Origin of the sequence: Vibrio sp. 10N.261.51.C6 (assembly GCF_041471785.1) — a bacterium.
GTDB lineage: Bacteria > Pseudomonadota > Gammaproteobacteria > Enterobacterales > Vibrionaceae > Vibrio > Vibrio crassostreae_C.
Window position 1 is genome coordinate 22,725 of record NZ_JBFRPB010000032.1, and the last position, 18,054, is coordinate 40,778.

At 43.8% G+C, this 18,054-nt stretch carries 17 protein-coding genes; 5 read left to right on the forward strand and 12 right to left on the reverse strand.

The window, feature by feature from the left end; all coding sequences use genetic code 11:
* Positions 1 to 136 precede the first annotated feature (136 nt).
* The 7 genes from AB4375_RS08560 to AB4375_RS08590 all read right to left on the reverse strand — a co-directional run bounded on the left by AB4375_RS08560 (position 137) and on the right by AB4375_RS08590 (position 7,958).
* On the reverse strand, positions 137 to 1,369 hold the full coding sequence (locus AB4375_RS08560) for a glycine betaine/L-proline ABC transporter ATP-binding protein (protein ID WP_372051332.1): 1,233 nt from the start codon (positions 1,367 to 1,369) through the stop codon (positions 137 to 139).
* A complete protein-coding gene (locus tag AB4375_RS08565; protein WP_017059591.1) occupies positions 1,362 to 2,261 on the reverse strand; it encodes a proline/glycine betaine ABC transporter permease in 900 nt (299 codons plus the stop codon). The genes AB4375_RS08560 and AB4375_RS08565 overlap by 8 nt, the downstream gene beginning before the upstream one ends.
* 147 nt (positions 2,262 to 2,408) lie before the next feature.
* Positions 2,409 to 3,401, reverse strand: a complete 993-nt coding sequence (locus AB4375_RS08570) for an ABC transporter substrate-binding protein (RefSeq protein WP_372051333.1) — start codon at positions 3,399 to 3,401, stop codon at positions 2,409 to 2,411.
* A gap of 543 nt (positions 3,402 to 3,944) precedes the next feature.
* Complete coding sequence (locus AB4375_RS08575; protein WP_017063892.1) at positions 3,945 to 4,634, reverse strand: tyrosine-protein kinase family protein; 690 nt, start codon at positions 4,632 to 4,634, stop codon at positions 3,945 to 3,947.
* On the reverse strand, positions 4,634 to 6,733 hold the full coding sequence (locus tag AB4375_RS08580; protein ID WP_372051334.1) for an SLBB domain-containing protein: 2,100 nt from the start codon (positions 6,731 to 6,733) through the stop codon (positions 4,634 to 4,636). The genes AB4375_RS08575 and AB4375_RS08580 overlap by 1 nt, the downstream gene beginning before the upstream one ends.
* Positions 6,730 to 7,566, reverse strand: coding sequence for an OmpA family protein (locus AB4375_RS08585; RefSeq protein ID WP_017067078.1), 837 nt, complete (start codon positions 7,564 to 7,566; stop codon positions 6,730 to 6,732). The genes AB4375_RS08580 and AB4375_RS08585 overlap by 4 nt, the downstream gene beginning before the upstream one ends.
* A 62-nt stretch (positions 7,567 to 7,628) precedes the next feature.
* Positions 7,629 to 7,958 (reverse strand): STAS domain-containing protein, encoded by a 330-nt coding sequence (locus tag AB4375_RS08590; protein ID WP_050621341.1) that lies wholly within the window; start codon positions 7,956 to 7,958, stop codon positions 7,629 to 7,631.
* 311 nt (positions 7,959 to 8,269) lie between these two features.
* Here AB4375_RS08590 and AB4375_RS08595 point away from each other — a divergent pair, with 311 nt between their 5' ends.
* Positions 8,270 to 9,112, forward strand: coding sequence for a DNA ligase (locus tag AB4375_RS08595; RefSeq protein ID WP_017070052.1), 843 nt, complete (start codon positions 8,270 to 8,272; stop codon positions 9,110 to 9,112).
* Positions 9,113 to 9,213: 101 nt separating this feature from the next.
* Here the strand turns inward: AB4375_RS08595 and AB4375_RS08600 are convergent, their stop codons facing one another.
* Positions 9,214 to 10,584 carry an MATE family efflux transporter gene (locus AB4375_RS08600; RefSeq protein ID WP_372051336.1) on the reverse strand — a complete coding sequence of 457 codons (1,371 nt, stop codon included), beginning with the start codon at positions 10,582 to 10,584 and terminating at the stop codon, positions 9,214 to 9,216.
* 161 nt (positions 10,585 to 10,745) lie between these two features.
* On the opposite strand from AB4375_RS08600, the gene AB4375_RS08605 reads away from it, so the two are divergent.
* On the forward strand, positions 10,746 to 11,354 hold the full coding sequence (locus tag AB4375_RS08605; RefSeq protein WP_017065861.1) for a riboflavin synthase: 609 nt from the start codon (positions 10,746 to 10,748) through the stop codon (positions 11,352 to 11,354).
* Positions 11,355 to 11,462: 108 nt separating this feature from the next.
* On the opposite strand, the gene AB4375_RS08610 is transcribed toward AB4375_RS08605, so the two are convergent.
* Both AB4375_RS08610 and AB4375_RS08615 read right to left on the reverse strand, forming a co-directional pair.
* Positions 11,463 to 11,666, reverse strand: a complete 204-nt coding sequence (locus AB4375_RS08610) for a CPXCG motif-containing cysteine-rich protein (protein ID WP_017059600.1) — start codon at positions 11,664 to 11,666, stop codon at positions 11,463 to 11,465.
* A 63-nt stretch (positions 11,667 to 11,729) separates the two neighbouring features.
* Positions 11,730 to 12,596, reverse strand: coding sequence for a fructosamine kinase family protein (locus AB4375_RS08615; RefSeq protein WP_017059601.1), 867 nt, complete (start codon positions 12,594 to 12,596; stop codon positions 11,730 to 11,732).
* Positions 12,597 to 13,181: 585 nt separating this feature from the next.
* Here AB4375_RS08615 and AB4375_RS08620 point away from each other — a divergent pair.
* Entirely contained in the window at positions 13,182 to 13,526 is a 345-nt protein-coding gene (locus tag AB4375_RS08620) for a DUF3802 family protein (protein WP_010440912.1), read from the forward strand.
* A 107-nt stretch (positions 13,527 to 13,633) separates the two neighbouring features.
* Here AB4375_RS08620 and AB4375_RS08625 read toward each other — a convergent pair whose 3' ends face one another.
* Positions 13,634 to 14,119 (reverse strand): C40 family peptidase, encoded by a 486-nt coding sequence (locus AB4375_RS08625; RefSeq protein WP_372051338.1) that lies wholly within the window; start codon positions 14,117 to 14,119, stop codon positions 13,634 to 13,636.
* Between the two features lie 104 nt (positions 14,120 to 14,223).
* On the opposite strand from AB4375_RS08625, the gene AB4375_RS08630 reads away from it, so the two are divergent.
* A complete protein-coding gene (locus AB4375_RS08630) occupies positions 14,224 to 16,269 on the forward strand; it encodes a methyl-accepting chemotaxis protein (protein ID WP_372051339.1) in 2,046 nt (681 codons plus the stop codon).
* Between the two features lie 115 nt (positions 16,270 to 16,384).
* On the opposite strand, the gene AB4375_RS08635 is transcribed toward AB4375_RS08630, so the two are convergent.
* Positions 16,385 to 17,194 carry a sterol desaturase family protein gene (locus AB4375_RS08635; protein ID WP_372051340.1) on the reverse strand — a complete coding sequence of 270 codons (810 nt, stop codon included), beginning with the start codon at positions 17,192 to 17,194 and terminating at the stop codon, positions 16,385 to 16,387.
* A gap of 68 nt (positions 17,195 to 17,262) precedes the next feature.
* Here AB4375_RS08635 and AB4375_RS08640 point away from each other — a divergent pair, with 68 nt between their 5' ends.
* Positions 17,263 to 18,009, forward strand: a complete 747-nt coding sequence (locus AB4375_RS08640) for a tRNA-uridine aminocarboxypropyltransferase (protein ID WP_080582212.1) — start codon at positions 17,263 to 17,265, stop codon at positions 18,007 to 18,009.
* The last annotated feature ends 45 nt before the right edge of the window (positions 18,010 to 18,054 follow it).

The window sequence follows — 18,054 nt, forward strand, 5'->3', positions numbered from 1 at the left end:
ACAAATAAAAAAGACCACTGCAGTGAATTAACAACAGTGGTCTTAGAGCGGGGTAAGCAGTTTGGGCTAATCTAAATAGCGATAACGCAAATAGCGATAATTTAAACAGCCGAGCTTTAAATCACGAAAAGTAGGACTACGAAGCTTTATCAATTTTTGGCTTTGGGTCGGCTTCTACTTCTTCCTCGCTACTTTCTGAGAAGATATCAGCAACAGCGCTTCTCTCGAGTTCACCTATTAGATTACCGTCTTCATCAACAACTGGAAGAGAGTAGTCACAAGACATAGTGTCCGGTAGCACTTCTTCAATCACCGCATCTGGTAAGATGGCAGGGACTTCTTCGTATATCTCATCACTAAAATCATGTACCGATGAATCTTCAACGGCGTCTTGTAGGCTCTCTTGTGTGACTAGGCCTTGATAGCCGTCATCCGTTACGTGATAAGCGTAATCGTTTTTCAGCATCTTCATCTGTGCCAGAGCACCTTCAATCGTTTCTGATGTGATTCGATACAGAGGAGGCTGCATAACGGTTTCAACGGTCAGTGCACGAGCACGGTTTACGTCTTTCACGAACGCTTCCACGTAATCATCGGCTGGATTTAGCAGAATCTCATGTGGTGTGCCTTGTTGTACTAACTCGCCGTCTTTCAAAATTGCGATTCTATCGCCTAGGCGGAGTGCTTCGTCCAGATCATGAGTGATGAAAACAATCGTCTTATGAAGCTTCTCTTGAAGTTCGATAAGCTGATCTTGCATTTCACTTCGAATCAAAGGGTCGAGTGCCGAAAAGGCTTCATCCATTAACAAGATTTCAGCGTTAGTACACAGAGCGCGAGAAAGGCCAACACGTTGTTGCTGACCACCTGAAAGTTGCACAGGGTATTGCTTGCCGTAACCTTTCAAGCCCACGGTTTCTAACCATTCGTTGGCTTTTGCTAAACGGTCTTCTTTTTTGATGCCTTGTACTTCCAACCCGTACGCAACGTTTTCAACCACAGTGCGATGAGGCATTAAGCCAAAGCGTTGGAATACCATCGACATTTTATGACGACGGAACTCTTCTAGCTGTTTAGTGTTGAGGCTCATCACATCAATGCCTTCAACCATGATTTTACCTTGAGTCGGGTCAATCAAACGGTTGAAGTGGCGAATCAGCGTCGATTTACCCGAGCCAGAAAGCCCCATGATAACGAAGATTTCACCACGGTTAATCTCAAGGTTGATCTCTTTCAAACCAACGGTATGACCCGTATCCGCAAGAATCTGATCTTTGTGTTCGCCGTTTTGAACTCGGTTCATAACAGACATTGGTTTCGGTCCAAACACCTTGTACAGACCACTAATTTCAATCAATGGTTTAGTCATGCTTGAATCCTCCTAAATGCGCATTAGTTCTTCTTGCGTACGCTTGTGAAGCGCGGTCAAAAAGGATTGCGAGGGCAACGATGGCGAAACCATTCATCAAGCCTAATGTGAAGTACTGGTTAGTAATCGATTTGAGAACCGGTTGTCCTAGGCCTTTCACACCAATCATGGATGCGATAACAACCATAGACAGTGCCATCATGATGGTTTGGTTAATACCCGCCATGATCGTTGGCATTGCTAGAGGAAGTTGAACACCCCATAAGCGTTGCTTTTTGCTCGCACCGAAAGCGGTAGCGGCTTCAAGGACTTCTTTATCAACTAAGCGTATGCCTAGGTTAGTTAGACGAATTACAGGTGGAATCGCGTAGATAACCACGGCGATTAGCCCTGGAATCTTACCGATGCCCAGTAGCATTACCACTGGAATCAAATAAACGAACGCAGGCATGGTTTGCATGATATCGAGCATCGGCGTAACAATTGACTGAGCTCGATTTGAACGAGCCATCGCAATACCAATCGGAATGCCCAAGAATATTGAAACCAAGGTACATACAGTGATGATACTGAGCGTCCGCATGGTGTCTTCCCACATTCCAAAGTAACCAATGAGAAGTAGAGAAGCAACACAGCCTAGAGCCAGTTTCCAAGAACGGCTTGCTGCGTAGACAAGGCTGGTACACACAGCCAGGACTATAATCCAAGGTGTTGAGATAAGGAGTTTTTCAAACCAAACGAGGAATGAAAGAAGAGGGTCAAAGAGAGATTCAATCATTTCGCCGTATTCACGGGAAAATTCACGGTATGCGCCATCTAGCGTCTTTTTTATGGTTCGTAAATCACCGCGTTCCATCTCTGGAAAGCTTGATAACCAATTGCTGTCAGCCATTTTATATCCTTATAGTTCGGAGCCACTTGTCCATGCGATAAGAAAATCGCTAATGAAAAGGGCTCCGAATCATGAATAACATCAAGTATAGCGACGTTATTTCTGTTTTATTGTTGAAGCGTAATTACTTGTTATTAAATCAAGCTCTTACAGCTCTGCTTCAACTTTCTTAGCCACTTCTTCAGAAACCCATGGGTGCCATACTTCTGGGAATTCACTTAAGAAATGCAGACTCGCTTCTTCGCCATCAGCTTGGTTGTCTTCCATCCAAGCAAGTAGCGAGTTCATTTTGTCGTTTGTGAAACCACGTTTAGTAAAGTAGTCGTACGCTTCAGGAGCACGTGACGCAAAACTTTCAGTGGTAATCGTGTGGACAGGTGAAGGCGGGTACATGGTTGCTTTTGGCGATTCACAATCTTCTTTGGTGGTACAGTTAAGGAACTCTTCCTCATTAACGCCACTGCCAAAGTCGACTTTAACCATGTCGTATTTACCTAGAACAGCGGTCGGTGCCCAGTAGTAACCAAACCAAGCTTCTTCACGTTCATAAGCTTTTGCGATAGAGCCAGATAAGCCGGCACTCGAGCCTGGATCAACAATCGTGAAACCGCTGTTTTCTAGCTCAAGAGCATTAAACAAGTTTCCGGCGCTGATCTGACAGTTCCAGCCTGCAGGGCAGCTGTAGAATGCAGATGTATCTGGGTCTTCAGGGTGTTTAAATAAGCTTGCGTTTTTGCGTACGCCTTCGATGGTTGCCATTTCAGGGTACTGTTTTACTAGGTAAGCTGGAACCCAAAAGCCTTCTTCGCCGCCGTTCACAAGTGCTTTACCTGCGTAGCGAAGACGTTTTTCTTCAACACCTTTATCTAATGCGTCTTTTAAACTGTTGCTCCAAAGTTCAGGTGCAACATCAGGCTGGCCTTTTTCGATCATAGACGTGCCTGTTGGCATAGTGTCGCCAGGGATAAGTTCAGCATCACACCCATAACCATGTTCAAGGATGAATTGGTCGATATTGGCGATCAGTGTTGCAGAGTTCCAGTTCATATCTGCGATTGTTACGCTGCCACATTCTCCAGCGTTAGCATTACCGCTGGCTGCTGCTGCTAACAAAAATACGGAGCTTAACTTGTATTTCATATTGAGTTTCCTTTCTCTTTAATAATACAACTAAGGTAACCAAGGTAAATTGATTATCTAAATTGCTCGATGGTGATCCTTTCCGTGTATTTGAACCATTTGAGCAGAAGGAGGGATGGGTGAAGTTTGAATAGATAAACGTGCAAAGTCAGTGAAGTGTGATTTGCCAATTCATCCACTGTGTTTCAACAGCCATCGGATAACTTTGTCAAACTATTACAAATTCGTCAAAAACCACCTCTATTTATAATCTTAGGGAATAATCGTACGAATTCCATCTTTGATGCGATTTACATGGCACTTTAACCGTCTGTGTCACATTACCGCTGGGGCTGTTTATTTTTGAAGGGATTTAAAGGTGGTAAGACCATGAATGACGTGTGTAAAATGCGTTGAATGGTTTTTAAAATCTTATTTTTAATAACAATTTCGCCAAAAACACCCAATTTGGTTTTGAATCATTCAGAGCAGTTGGAGCTTGAAGTCTAATACGATTAGCGGCTGTCATGGTTTTAATGACAGCCAGAAAGTAGCAAAAGAAAGTTACATAGGAAGGTTCAAAAACTCATTTTGATACAGCTTGTTTGCCAAGCTATCGCGAAGCTTAACGGGGATAAATTTCATTCGATTGATTTGTCTGACCAACTCTTGTGCAAAGCTAGGCTTTTGTTTCATGTTCATCACGCAGCCCATTAGATTGATACTTTGTGCATCAAGCAGCTTTTTCGCTTGTTCTAGGTGGTGACTCGACGTTTCTCCATAGGCGACAACAATTAGTGTACTGCCACAAGCGCTCGCGACAGACTGCGCCGGAATATTGCCTTTGTTTATGTTGAGAAGCGGTGAGGTATCAATGATGACTCTGTCGTATTTCTCTAACCATTTGTTGACCACTTTTTGTAACGTTGTCGGATCTTTATAAGCCAATTGCGTTGAAGCAACTTGTGGAGCAGGGACACCGATAAACGTACGCTGAGATTCAACATGTTCTATCAGTTGACCTTGCTGATTATCTTCTAGCATATTCAAATCTTTGAAAGCAGGGTTGAATAAGTTGAGATCAACATAAAGCGTTGAATGACCCGCAAGAAGAAAACGCTCGGCTAATGCGGTTGCAATAGATGTTACGCCGTCACCTGAATGGCAGGCGGTGACGCATATTGATTTTTGGCCGTTAAGTTCAGAAGCTAAATACAGTTGCTCGACTTCGGCATGGGTCGCTGAAATTGTCATTATAAAGCTCCTATTAATACGATGGTGGTGGTGATACGCAGTATGTCATCAAGTCCGACGCGTGCTTTTTCAATAAAGCTTTCGCGACGGTCTGGGATGTAAATCGTGTCACCAGCGCGTAGCACCGGCAAGTTGTAAATGTTCGCCGTTTTGCTGAATTCAACAAGGTCAAAAGTACGAGCCTGACCTTGGCAGCAAGACATATTGACGATGGTAATTTTTTCTACATAAGCATTGTCGGTAGGTCCTGCTGCTTCTGCCAGAATATCTAGAATGGTCATGTTGTCGTTGAACACATAACGCCCCGGATTGTTAATCGCACCAAGCACACGAACGGTTTCTTCTTTCGGTGTATCTAACCAGTTTTTGCCTTTCTCTGGGATGTAAATCGTGTCGCCAGTGGTTACGTTTGGCAGTAACGATTCGTCACCGGTTTCGAAGTACAGTGATAAGTTAAGTTTGCTTACTTGCGAATAGGTTTTGTCACGATGCGTTACTCGAACGTTGTGGATGTCGGCATCCTTTGTTGGACCGTCAGCCGCAGACAAGATATCAAGGAAGTGCATGTCTTTGGTGAAGCGGTAACGACCGGGTGCATTCACTTGTCCAAAGATGTAGATCGAAGCATCAGAGCTTTGACGAACCCATTGTGATTTATTGTCTGAAGGATCTTGTGGCAAGTCGTGAACACGCACGATAGAGCCCGCTCGAATTTGTGGCATTTGGTCACGTGGCGCACCATTTCGAATAAAATCATCAAGGTTAAACACAACTAGCTTTCTACCAGTAACAACTTCGATTTTCGATGTGTCAGCGCGTAGCGTAGGGCCACCGACGTGTGCCAATAATCCCATGAAATTCATTTCATCTGACCATTCAATACGACCAGGTCGATTCACCTCACCAATCACGTTAACTGCTCTGTCTGGCGTGATTTTCAACCAAGACTTCTCGTTCATGTCGGTTTTCTCGGGAACGAAAATCGCGTCACCAGCTTTGATGCTAGGAGGGTTAGAGTTAGGTAAGCCTTCAGTGTAAGCCGCTAAATCGAATTTAAGCACTCTGCCATCTGCTTTGATAACACGGATTTGTCGTGACTCTGCAAATCGAGTTGGGCCGCCCGCATTCGCCAAGATATCCATAAAGGTCGCGTCTCTTTTGCCTTCAAAAGCACCAGGGGCTGCGACTTCGCCCATTACGTAAACCATGTTGGCGCCGGATTTGATCTCTTCTTCTTGCTTGGGAACGAAAATGGTCGCACCCGGGCGTAAAATTGGAAGCAGACTTTCGTCACCAGAATCTAAGTAACGTTTTAGGTTGAATAGCGTTGGGGTGTTGTTCGAAATCACTCGGATTTGCTCAACACTGGCATAACGAGTTACGCCGCCCGAACGCATAAGTACGTCGACAAGGTCGGTGTTCTCTTTGTAAGTGAACGAACCCGGCGCGTTCACCTCACCAAACACTTTGATGGAGTTACGAGAATCAGCACTGTCACCTGAGTTAGCAAGCTTTGCTGCGTCAAACTCTTGCTCGATGTTACCGACTAATGGAGAAGCTGGAACGAATAGTGAATCCAGTGATTGAAGAGTAGGTAATGCTGACTCGTCTCCTGAATCAAGGAATCGTTTGTAGTTAAACTCTTTCTTATCTGCGCCTCGCTTAAGAATCAGCTTATCCAGTTGCGCGCCCGGGCGTAAACCACCCGCAGCGTAAAGTGCCATTTGGATGCTAGAACCTAATGAGAGCGTGTATTCGCCAGGCTGTTCTACATAACCTTGCACGTAGACGATGATTTGCTGCTCTTTTACATACACTGAAGCGTTCGAAAGATCTTTGTAAGCGGTTGCCAGCGACTCTAGAACCACTTTGTTAAGCTGTTCGCTGTCGTAACCCGCAACAAACACAGCGCCTACTTCTGGAAGAGTAATACGGCCACGCTTATCCACTTGGAACCCCGTGTTTAAGGTACTTTCACCGGGTACGTTAACTTGGATTAGATCACCGACTTGAACCGCGTCTGAAAACTCATCGTTAGCATCGACGACATTCGCAAAGCATAACGATAGGGTGATGATAAAAGCGATCAAGGATTTCATAATCCACCTCCCATTTTCTCGGCATTCTTAGGCGAGACAATTTCAATACTTACTCGGCGGTTCGTTAAACGCGTGCCGTCGGATTCACCTTCAAAAAGAGGGACGGTTTCGCCAACAGAGACGGCTTTGATTCGTTGAGCGCCTAGTCCAAAAATAGTCAGGTAGCGTTCGACTTGTTTCGCTCGTCCAAGTGCTAACTTGTCGTTGTATTCTTCGGCACCCGTTGCATCAGCATGGCCGGTAACAACAAGGTCTAGGGATTTGTGTTCTTTAAGTAAAGTGGTCGCCTCGGCCAGTCTTCCCATATATTTAGGATTTACTTCAGTCGAGTTTTCCGCAAATTGGTTGTCAACATTAAGCAGGTCATACAACTGTTCAATAACCGACAGTTGCATTCTAAATTGATTTTCATTTTTTGGTGGCTCACAGCGGGCTTGTGAAGTTACGTAATCCAGTTGGACCTCAAGTTCATTTAGGCGTTTTCTTTGGATCACTAAGTCGTTGGCTGCATCCAGTAGTAGACCGCCTTGAAGTTCACGAGCAATACGATTTTGCTTTTCGATTGCTTGAACAACAGCAGCGGGGAAACACCAACGAGCACCTTCTTGGATCAAAGCATCAAGGTGCAATTTAGCGAGCTGCCAATCAAAGCGTAATCCATGTTCCGGACCAAGAGGCTCGTCTGGCATGACAGGAGAGAAGTCTGAGTTTTGATAGTTAATAGAATCGTAACTTTCAGCCAAACCCCCTGTGCCTTGTTCAGGATAGCTAGTACAGCCACCCAGAACGAGAGCGGACAGAGAAAGGGCTATGTAGTTTTTCAGTATTTTCATGCCAACGTCCTATGTTTCTAATTTTTCTTATTATTTTTTGTTACTTCTAGCTTAGTGGGTCTTCATGAATTTGCAGGATTTTTTGAATTTACTGGGATAGCGTGGCCAATACGCAGCAAGTTCATAATTTCAAGAGGTTGCCCCGTCACATTTTCAAGTCGCATGTTGCGCTCGCGTTCAGTCAGACGTTTGAACATATAAACAATCGCGCCAACACCAGATGAATCTAAAAACTCAACCTGACTAAAATCAACTTCGATTTCAGGGTGACCATCGTTAGAAATCACATCATCGATGTCGGTTTGTGCATCACGACTGCCTGCTGCATCCAGATCACCGAAAATAGAAAGTGTCAGTGTCGTTGTGTTTAAATCAATCTTACGTAGTTCCATAGCGATATCTCCTTTTCAGTATGTATGGACAATTGCACTGAATGTGCCAACTTTTATATTGTTATTTTTCAATGGCTTATATTTATCGTGAATTCCCATCTCAAATTGAGAAAAGGCATTTCTCAATTTGAGAACTAAAAACGGCGGAATATATGAGAGTTATAGGTCATTAATTTAATGAATAAATGAAAAGGTTAGATAAGGTTGATGAGTGGATCGCATCTTCTAGCAAAGGTTGTCTACCTACGTGTCAGAACGCTTAGGATTAAAGGCGTTTGTTGACTACTACAGATATCAATACGGAGCAGATGATGAGATTAACTAAATTGGCGATAGCAACTCTATGGGCGTGTTCGCTTTCTTCTCATTCATCCTATTTACCTCCCGACCATTTGGTACTGGCCAATACATACCAACAAGGCATTGATGTTTCTGAATACTGGAAGAGTGAAAAGCTTGATGGGATTCGGGCTCTTTGGGACGGACAACATCTTTATACACGCAATGGTAATCGCATTTACTCACCCAAGTGGTTTACTGAAAACTTGCCTAAGGTCCATCTCGAAGGAGAGTTGTGGGCAGGAAGGGGCAAGTTCCACCTTGTTCAATCTACCGTTCTCGATCATACGCCGAGTGACACAGCATGGCGCCAAATCGATTTCATGCTGTTTGATATGCCAGGCGCTGCGGGAGATTATCAAAAGCGCTATTACAACATTTTGCATTGGGTAAGCGTGATTGGAGAATCTCATGTCAGCTACATAGAACATGTACCAATTCACAGTGAAGAGGCTTTGTTTCATCAACTTGATAATGTCGATGAGCGTAATGGCGAAGGTTTGATGCTTAGAAAAATCACCAGTCGTTATCAAGCAGGCCGAAGTAATGATTTGTTAAAACTGAAAAGGCATCATGATGCCGAAGCCACAGTTATTGGCTACAAGGGTGGGACAGGGAAGTATAAAGGGATGATGGGTTCAATCTTGGTTCACACAGAAGAGGGTGTGGAATTTTATATAGGCAGCGGGTTCACTGACCAAATGAGACTCGCACCGCCAGAGATCGGCAGCCGTATTACCTTTCGTTACAATGGTTTTACTGAAAACGGAAAACCCAAGTTTGCGCGCTTTGTTCGAGAGAAGAGTGAATATTAAGGCAGATACGATCTACCTGACCATTAAACGAAAAAGAACCCTGAAAATCAGAGCTCTTTTTTTTATTCGAAATCAGATAGACCGACTTAGCGAGTACGAATCTAGCGAGAACTAAATTCTAACTGAACGTCATCGTCCTGCTTGTGCATCCAGTGTAGACGCATACCCAGCATAATCGCGGCTGACGTTAGACCGACGATGAAACCAATCCAGAAGCCGTGCGCACCCATAGGGTCAACAATCCAATCTTTCATACCCAAGATGTAACCGATAGGAAGACCAAGCAACCAGTAAGCCACAAAGGTGATGTTGAAGATTGAACGCATGTCTTTGTAGCCACGCAGAGCACCCGCAGCGATAACTTGGATGGCGTCAGTACATTGATAAACCGCCGCGAACAACAGCAACTGCATTGCAACCATAATTACTGCCGTGTTCTCTGTGTAAAGTAATGCAACCTGTTCTCTGAACAGGACAGTTAACGCCGCTGTCATTAAGGCTGTCACTAAACCAACAATGATACCCACGTGTGTCGCGATCTTCGCACCTTCGGTGTTGTTTTCGCCCAACTTATGGCCAACACGAATACTCACGGCTGCACCAATACTCATTGGAATCATGAAGACCAGCGAAGAGAAGTTGATCGCGACTTGGTGCGCGGCAACAATCAATGAACCCAATGGTGCAACTAACAGAGAAACCACCGCAAACAGAGTTACCTCGAAGAAGATAGCGGCCGCCACAGGGAAACCAAGTCTAAACAGACGAATTTGAGCTTTAAGTTGCGGTTTATGGAACGTACCGAAGATGTTGATTTTCGACAAACGCTTTGATGTTAAAACGTAAGCGAACAGTAGTGCAAACATCACCCAATATACGATAGCCGTTGCAACGCCACAGCCAACACCACCCAGAGCAGGAGCACCAAGTTTTCCGTATACGAACATCCAGTTCAGCGGGATGTTTAATAGCAAGCCAATAAAACCAATCACCATCGCAGGCTTGGTTAAAGACATACCATCGGTAAAGCTTCGCAATGTTTGGAACAACAAAAACGCAGGTACAGCAAACATCACCGCATTCATATAGCCGATGGTCTTTTCCGCCATGAGTTGTTCAATGTCCATCCACTCCAATATCAATTGTGTTTGAAAAAGCACACCAATGATTGGAAGGGAGATGACGAGCGCTAAAAATGCGCCTTGTTGAATTTCGAATGGAATTTTTACTTGTCGACCAGAACCATTCAGTTGTGCAACGACAGGAACCAACGCCATCAATAGACCAACACCAAATAAAATTGATGGTAGCCAGATACTTGCTGCAATCGAAACCGCCGCCATATCGATAGCACTTACGCCACCGGCCATTACGGTATCAACAAAACCCATTCCAGTTTGTGCAACGGATGCGATCAATACTGGGGTCGCAAGTTTAATTAGATTCGAGGATTCTTCTTTGTAACGATGCACAAACAACTCCAAATAAGAGGGAAAATTAGAATAATAGTGTAGGAAAGGACATTCTGAAGGAATCAGAGACAATGATCTTAAGCTTCCACTGGACGAATCATAAAGAAATGTCACAATAACTGCTATGAAAAACTGTTATTAGAATGCTAAATAGGAATCTTATGTTTACAGGTATCGTTCAAGGTATGGCAACACTGGTTGCTATCAACAAAAAAGAGTCGTTTCAAACTCATACCATTGAGCTAAGCGATGAAATGGTTGAAGGATTAGCCATTGGTGCTTCAGTAGCTCATAACGGTTGTTGCTTAACGGTAACGGAAATTTCAGGTAACCAGATTGCTTTTGATTTAATGCAAGCGACATTGCGATTGACGAACTTAGGCCAACTGAATGTTGGTGACAAAGTGAATGTTGAGCGTGCAGCAAAGTTTGGTGACGAAATTGGCGGGCATAGCATGTCTGGCCACATTACTCTGATGGCTAACCTAGTCGATGTGATTAAAACAGAAAACAACCGTACACTTTGGTTTGAGCTGCCTCAAGAATCAATGAAGTATGTGTTGAGTAAGGGTTACATCGGCGTTGATGGTTGTTCATTGACGATTGGTGAAGTGGAAGAGAACCGTTTCTCTGTTCACCTGATCCCAGAAACACTGAATCGTACTCTGTTTGGCGGCCGTGAAGTAGGCGACCAAGTAAACATTGAGTTCGATCCACAAACGCAGGCAATTGTTGATACTGTCGAGCGTGTATTAGCGAACCAGAAATAGCCACTAAGCGCATTGAATCGGTGGCAATAAAATCACACCGATGACCAAATTAAAAAAGAGCACGTGAGGTGCTCTTTTTTGATCATGGTTTAAACGAGAAACTGATTGTCAGAATACTTGTTCATCATCGGCATCAATCGAAAGGTTGATTCTGTCTCTTACTTCGTCAACCTGCATATCCAAATGAATGGCATTGCAACACGCTGGACAATCATCATAGAAGTCTTGGCTACCATTAGATGCATCAAGCGTGATGTTAATACCGTGCCCACAATGCGGACAGGAGACATGTTTCTCTGTGTATTTATGCATGGCAAATTCTCCTCACTGTAACTGATACCAATCGTATTCGGTTATAAACAGCTGTAATTGGTATTAAACGGCCTGTATCTTCTGAATGCATGCTTCAGTGTGTGCTAAATATTCGCCGCCAAATTGATTGCAGTGGTTAAGAAGATGGTACAAGTTGTAAATGTCTTTCCGATCAGTATAGCCAACGTCGAGTGGATTGACGCTCTGGTAACCTTCATAAAACTCTTTAGGGAAACCTTCAAACAATTCAGTTAACGCCAAATCACACTCATGGTCCCCCCAGTAACAAGCAGGGTCGTAGCAAATTGGGCCAAACGCAGAGTTAGCAACATTGCCATTCCAAAGATCCCCATGAAGCAAAGAAGGGCGAGGGTTGTGGCCAGCAAGACGCATATTCACCACATCAACGATGTCATCGATATCACCAAACTCGATGCCTTTCTCTTTGAGCAGTTGCAGTTGGAAACCAATGCGTTGCTCAGAGAAAAAGCGACCCCATTTCTTATGCCAAGGGTTGGGTTGAAGTGTGCTGCCGATATAGTTGTCTTGGTCGCAACCAAACTCTTTTTGCTCGCCCCATTGATGAAGCCGCGCAAGCTGAACGCCGAAATCGAAGCTATTGTTGCCCGTCTCGAGCGGTTTGGTCGGCAAGTAATTCAGAATAATGAACGAGCACTCTTTGGTTTTGCCAATAAGCACCAACTCAGGAACGTAAACAGTGGAGGTTTCTCTTAACAAGCGTAAGTTCTCAGCTTCAATTTCAAACTTAGGTAAAAATTCTCGCTGATTCACTTTCACAAAGTAACGCTCATTACCATCGCTGATCATATAGCAATCGTTAATGTCGCCACCAGAAACCTTGGTACGTTCAGTAATCTGAAAGTTAAATAGAAGAGTATCTGAAAGTTGTTGAGAAATGGCCTGCCACATAGGAAATCCTCAAAGACTGAAAGTTAAAAAGATTGAAGGTTAGAAATACTGTTTGTTTAATAGCAATAGTTTAGGATAAATCTGAACAATTTATAGACGCACTCGTCAATGTTCTTAGCTCTTCTTCATCTTACGTAGAATCAATTGGCCGAATTGTGAACTCGAACTGATTCAAGCTCTTTGAAATACAAACATAAATTGAAAACCTGACGTGATGAAATAGTTTGGAACTGGTCTCACAATCGAAACGGTTTTGAACGCCACAAACTGGAAAAGAGGTTTGAGCTTGTTATTGTCTAGCGACTAAATCAAATGAGCTTTTAGAGTAAGTTGAAAGGGCTATTGTTAACTGGCGCAATACTTTGCTTCAAAGTTTGTCTTACACTTCTTTAGCGTGAATTTACTTATGTCGTAAGTAGGCAGGTATACCACATAAAGCTATATCGATTTAATTTTAAGCTGAAATACTAACTAGGATCATTTAAATGTGGTTTTGGGCAATAAAGTGATGACAAATAGCTTCATTTACATAGTATTAGGCAAGTACGTATTAATCTGCTCTAGAGCTTAAAACGGAGAATTATTGTGGTTGTAGAAACCGATGGCTATTTGGCTTTAATCGAGCACCTATCATTCAACCTTGATGTGTTTACCAATAGTAATGGTGATACTGGAAACGAAAGTGTCGAAGACATTGTTACCGACATGATTTCAACAAACATCATGGCTATTTTCGAGCAAAACCCAGAGTTGCATTCGAGCGTTCGTTTTCAACTTTTGAAAGAAGCAGATGCCGTCGTAGCGGATCTTGGTGAAGTATTAGCGGGTGTGTGGGCTAAGAAAGCGACTAACGAACAAATTGTATTCCTCGATGAGTACATCGCGTTAGTGAAGAACCTGTTTGATACTGCTGTTGCTAAATACGATTAACGGTTTGTTTGCTCATTTATCGTCGTAATTAATCAGCATAATAACAACGGGCGTTTAAGTCGTATCTTTCTAGAGTTACCTCGCTCAGCGGTTTATCTTTCGAACCGCTATAAACGCCTAAAGTGCCAAAACTTGGATGCCCAGTAAGGGTTATCTAACCTAGAAATAATGACACCTTTCGATGTCGAGGCATGTAGAAATTGGTTGTTTCCTAAATAAACGCCTACATGTCGCACCGTCATCGAAGTCTTGAAAAACACCAAGTCACCGCTTGTTGCCTGCCCATACGCAATTTCTTTTCCCTTTTTACTCTGGTCTTTTGTGGTTCTTGGTAGAGCTTGTTGAGTCGCATTTTGCACGGCGATTTGAACAAAAGCAGAGCAATCTATACCTCGAAATGAGGTCCCACCGAAATGGTATGGCACGCCTTTCCACTGTTCATACACGCTCATATAAGCGTTTGTAGTCAATTGTTCTGACTTTGATAGGGGTTTCTGTGCGGTTTGACTAAGATGAGAAGGCGAAGGTGACGAGCTACAAGCAGCCAATGTTGCTAAAGTTATTGTAACTACAGCCATTTTTCTGATTTTCATATGTAACTCTTCTGACAAAAAACTGAAATAAAAACGTCATCAAGGACTTCTAGTATACGACCTAACTTAAGGATATCTCTTTTCGTAGTCAAACTGGATTTCACATGCCCGACACAAATTTATCAATAAAACCCTCACGTTATACATTCTCGCTCATTCAAACCGTCACTGCTGTATTTATTTCCATTCTTTTACTTGTTACTTTTTTATCAATGGTTAGCATTCGGGGCGTTGAACGGGTCGGGGGACATTTTGATGCACTCTCGGAACAAGCATTACCCCTTGCTCTACATAACGCCGAATTAACGCAAAGCGTATTAGAACAAGTAAAACTTCTCACTTACAGCACCCAATCAACCGACTTAGATACACTGAATGCCACAAGGGGCTCAATTGACCAACTCGCGACAGAGAGCAATACCACGCTAGAGGAACTTCTTTTTATTTCCCAATCTTTTCCTGATGCGATCTCTTTAGAGCAACAACAAATCCTTGTCGATGACATGGCGCAACTGCAAGCTATGACCAACACGGTACTGCTGGCGCAGATTGAGATTCAAAGTAAGCAAAATCTGATCGACAGTAAAATGGGCGAGTTCCGTTATGGCGTTGGATCTATCGGACCAGAAATGAATCGAATCAGCTCATTCTTGGTTGAAGACAACCCAGAAGCGAGCGATGCAGCGAACCGATTCACATCCAGTGCGTCTGCTATGGCGAACACCTTCTTGATGTTGATGATGCAACCTGACATTGATAAAGCACAAGACGAATACCGTCAATTGAGAAACCGAATCGCAGGTCTTAACTTGGCTTACAGCGATTTTGCCGATTGGCATCCAGACATCGTTGAGTTCGCGAGCTTGACGGCGCCTTACGAGATGGTGAAAGAAGGCTTTACCGAAGAAGGCGTGATCAAACAGATCCTCTTGAAACTCGAACTTGTTCAGCAGCAAGAGCAGAACTTAACGCAAGTTATCACCCTCGCGAATACAGTCATAAGCACATTGAATCAGTTGTCTTCTACCGCTTCCCATCTGATTGATGAAAGCGAACTGGTTGTAAATCAAACCATCACCAATATTGATCGTGTGTTGTTTATCAGCGGGCTGGTTATTGCCGTAATCATTGTGATTTCATGGTTCGTGTTACGCCGTTGGATGAATAAAGGGCTAAAAAACATTACTCAACAGTTGAGTTCACTTGCAGATCATGACTTCTCTAAACAGAGTGAATTGCTTGGGCCGCTAGAGCTTCAAGTTATCACTTCAAAACTCAATACGGTCGTTGATTCCACCGCGGACTCGGTTCGTTTAGTAACGCGTAACTGTGAGACGCTTTATCAAACGGCTGAAGTAAGCCATGACGCTGCAGAGCAAACCAATTCGAGCTTGAACGAACAGAACGAATCACTTCAGAATATGATCACCACCATTACTGAGCTGGAAGCATCGATTGGTGAGATTGCTCGTATTTCTAACGCATCGAACGACGATGCTCAAATAGCAGAAGATGAGTCAGTGAATGGCAGCCAAGTGGTTGGCCTTAACCAACAACGATTACAAGCGCTTGAGCACTCTCTTAGCATGAGTGAAGAGTCGATGGCTGACTTGGATGGTCGAGTGAAACAGATTCGTGAAATGGTCGACATGATCAGTGGTATCGCTGAAAACACCAACTTATTGGCACTGAACGCTGCGATAGAAGCGGCGCGAGCAGGTGAACAAGGTCGAGGTTTTGCGGTAGTTGCAGACGAAGTGCGTAAATTGGCGAGCGGCACATCCCAGCAAACCACCAATATTCGTAGCATGATGAACGAACTAGTAGCGGCAGCAGATCGCTCACGTGCTTCTGTAACGGAATCGAGAAGTGAGATGGCCAATGCACTGCAAACCAGTGGCGATGTAAGACAAGCCTTCGAGAAAATCGAATTTGCGGTTAGCCAGATCAAAGGGCGTGTTGAGCAAATCATGGTGGCTACCGAAGAACAAGCTCGTGCAACTGTCGATGTTACCCATTCAATCACTCGAGTGTCTGAGCAGGGCGAGAATACTAAGCTGCAACTTGAATCTATGATCGAGAGTTCAGAGCAAGTCGGAGAGATAGCAGGGCACCAACAAGCCATGCTTCATAAGTACGTATTGAAGTAAGTGTGTCAACGTCGTCCGGAAGTGGGAATTGCCGCTGAAAGGTGAGAAGCTACGCATATAAAAATGGTGCAATCTCTTATGAGTTTGCGCCATTTTTTATTATTTTCTTGAGGCGTTAGGTCTTGTCTTTCGAATGAGGGAAGGAAGCGAATGGTTGGCGTAACATCAAGTCGAGCCTTTGTTCTTTTCCGTCTCGTATTTCTGGTACACCGATGCTTACCTTATCGTGACCAAGCTTGGGTTGAGCACGATACGTTTTAAACCAGATATCCCAAACTGATAAGAAGAACCCAAAGTTAGAGTGGGTCTCTTTGACGATCACTGAATGGTGCACTCGATGCATATCTGGCGTGACAATCACTTTACGAAGCTGCTTGTCGAACCATAAAGGTAAACGACCGTTGCTGTGATTGAACATAGCACTCACATTAAGCACAACCTCGAATATCACAACCGCTAGTGCGGGCACACCCAATACGAAAATCAACGCGACTTTAATTAACATAGATAAAATCATCTCGATGGGGTGGAAGCGGGTACCAGTTGTGACATCGATATCTAAATCGGCATGATGGACGCGATGAAGTTTCCACAGGACAGGGATACGGTGGAAGACTAAATGTTGAGTGTAAATGGCAAGATCTAATAACACGACACAAAGGAACACGGTGATTTCAAAGGGTAGGCGAATGTTATTGAACAGACCCCATTGATTTTGTTCCGCAATCAGTGCCGCTTGAAATGCCGCAACAGGTATTAATGTCGCCAATAAAACACTGTTAAGCGCCATTAATGAGAAGTTATTTCCCCAACGAAACCATTTATTTTGAGTCAACGTTTTTCTTGGCGTACGATATTCCCACAACGCACACAAAACAAAAGCGCTAATAAAGAAAACAAGGCGAAGCAGTGATGGGTCTTGCATGGGAATTCCTTCTATCATTCTAGGGACACTGTAAGTACAATCGTGCCACTTTTCTAGATTTATCGTTATTGTCCATGAGAATCCACGCTTTTCACCGTTTATATCAACACCGTTTGTCTCTTTCTACCAAGCCGTTTAACGCGCGCGGGTGTAAAGTGGTTCGATGTCAGTTCTGTAAAATCAAACAAGACAGCTGTATCTGTGAACATCAACCAGACGTAAATACGAACGTCGCGACCATGTTGATCTTATCGGACAACGAAATACTCAAACCAAGTAATACCGGCCGTTTAATCCTTGATACCGTTAAAGACAGCTATGCCTACCTTTGGCACCGCACTGAACCGAATCAAGAGATGCTTGATGTGCTGAAAGACGATAAATATCAGCCAGTCGTGGTCTTTCCTGAAGATTATACCGATGACAAATCGCGTGTGGTTGCAGATCTTGCTGAAATGCGAGATTCGAACAAGACGTTGCTGCTGATCTTTATTGATGGTAGTTGGCGTGAAGCACGACGTATTTTCCGTCGTTCAGAGTATCTGCAAGACTTACCGGTGTTGTCGATCGAACCAGAATCGGTTTCGCAATACATGATGCGTAAGTCAGACAACGAACAACATCTCTCGACTGCAGAAGTAGCGAGCTTGGTTTTGAAACAGGCTGGTGAAGAGCAGGGCGCAAAGACTTTACAGCTGTGGTTTGAGACATTTCGTGAAAGCTACATGCTAAGTAAGACGCGTTATAAGTCCGATCCAACCAAACCAAGCCTGAACGCTTTCATAGAGCACACTAAAAATGAGACGTCACTCTAACCTTTAACCGCTTTGTGCTGACTTGTTGTTCAAACAGATTCGAAC

Excerpts from the sequence above, each read along its gene's own strand:
- AB4375_RS08585 (WP_017067078.1), bottom strand. The coding sequence starts at position 7,566 with ATGAAAATACTGAAAAACTACATAGCCCTTTCTCTGTCCGCTCTCGTT.
- AB4375_RS08575 (WP_017063892.1), bottom strand. The coding sequence starts at position 4,634 with ATGACAATTTCAGCGACCCATGCCGAAGTCGAGCAACTGTATTTAGCT.
- AB4375_RS08570 (WP_372051333.1), bottom strand. The coding sequence starts at position 3,401 with ATGAAATACAAGTTAAGCTCCGTATTTTTGTTAGCAGCAGCAGCCAGC.
- AB4375_RS08630 (WP_372051339.1), top strand. The coding sequence starts at position 14,224 with ATGCCCGACACAAATTTATCAATAAAACCCTCACGTTATACATTCTCG.
- AB4375_RS08605 (WP_017065861.1), top strand. The coding sequence starts at position 10,746 with ATGTTTACAGGTATCGTTCAAGGTATGGCAACACTGGTTGCTATCAAC.
- AB4375_RS08580 (WP_372051334.1), bottom strand. The coding sequence starts at position 6,733 with ATGAAATCCTTGATCGCTTTTATCATCACCCTATCGTTATGCTTTGCG.
- AB4375_RS08595 (WP_017070052.1), top strand. The coding sequence starts at position 8,270 with ATGAGATTAACTAAATTGGCGATAGCAACTCTATGGGCGTGTTCGCTT.
- AB4375_RS08560 (WP_372051332.1), bottom strand. The coding sequence starts at position 1,369 with ATGACTAAACCATTGATTGAAATTAGTGGTCTGTACAAGGTGTTTGGA.
- AB4375_RS08590 (WP_050621341.1), bottom strand. The coding sequence starts at position 7,958 with ATGGAACTACGTAAGATTGATTTAAACACAACGACACTGACACTTTCT.
- AB4375_RS08625 (WP_372051338.1), bottom strand. The coding sequence starts at position 14,119 with ATGAAAATCAGAAAAATGGCTGTAGTTACAATAACTTTAGCAACATTG.
- AB4375_RS08635 (WP_372051340.1), bottom strand. The coding sequence starts at position 17,194 with ATGCAAGACCCATCACTGCTTCGCCTTGTTTTCTTTATTAGCGCTTTT.
- AB4375_RS08610 (WP_017059600.1), bottom strand. The coding sequence starts at position 11,666 with ATGCATAAATACACAGAGAAACATGTCTCCTGTCCGCATTGTGGGCAC.
- AB4375_RS08615 (WP_017059601.1), bottom strand. The coding sequence starts at position 12,596 with ATGTGGCAGGCCATTTCTCAACAACTTTCAGATACTCTTCTATTTAAC.
- AB4375_RS08565 (WP_017059591.1), bottom strand. The coding sequence starts at position 2,261 with ATGGCTGACAGCAATTGGTTATCAAGCTTTCCAGAGATGGAACGCGGT.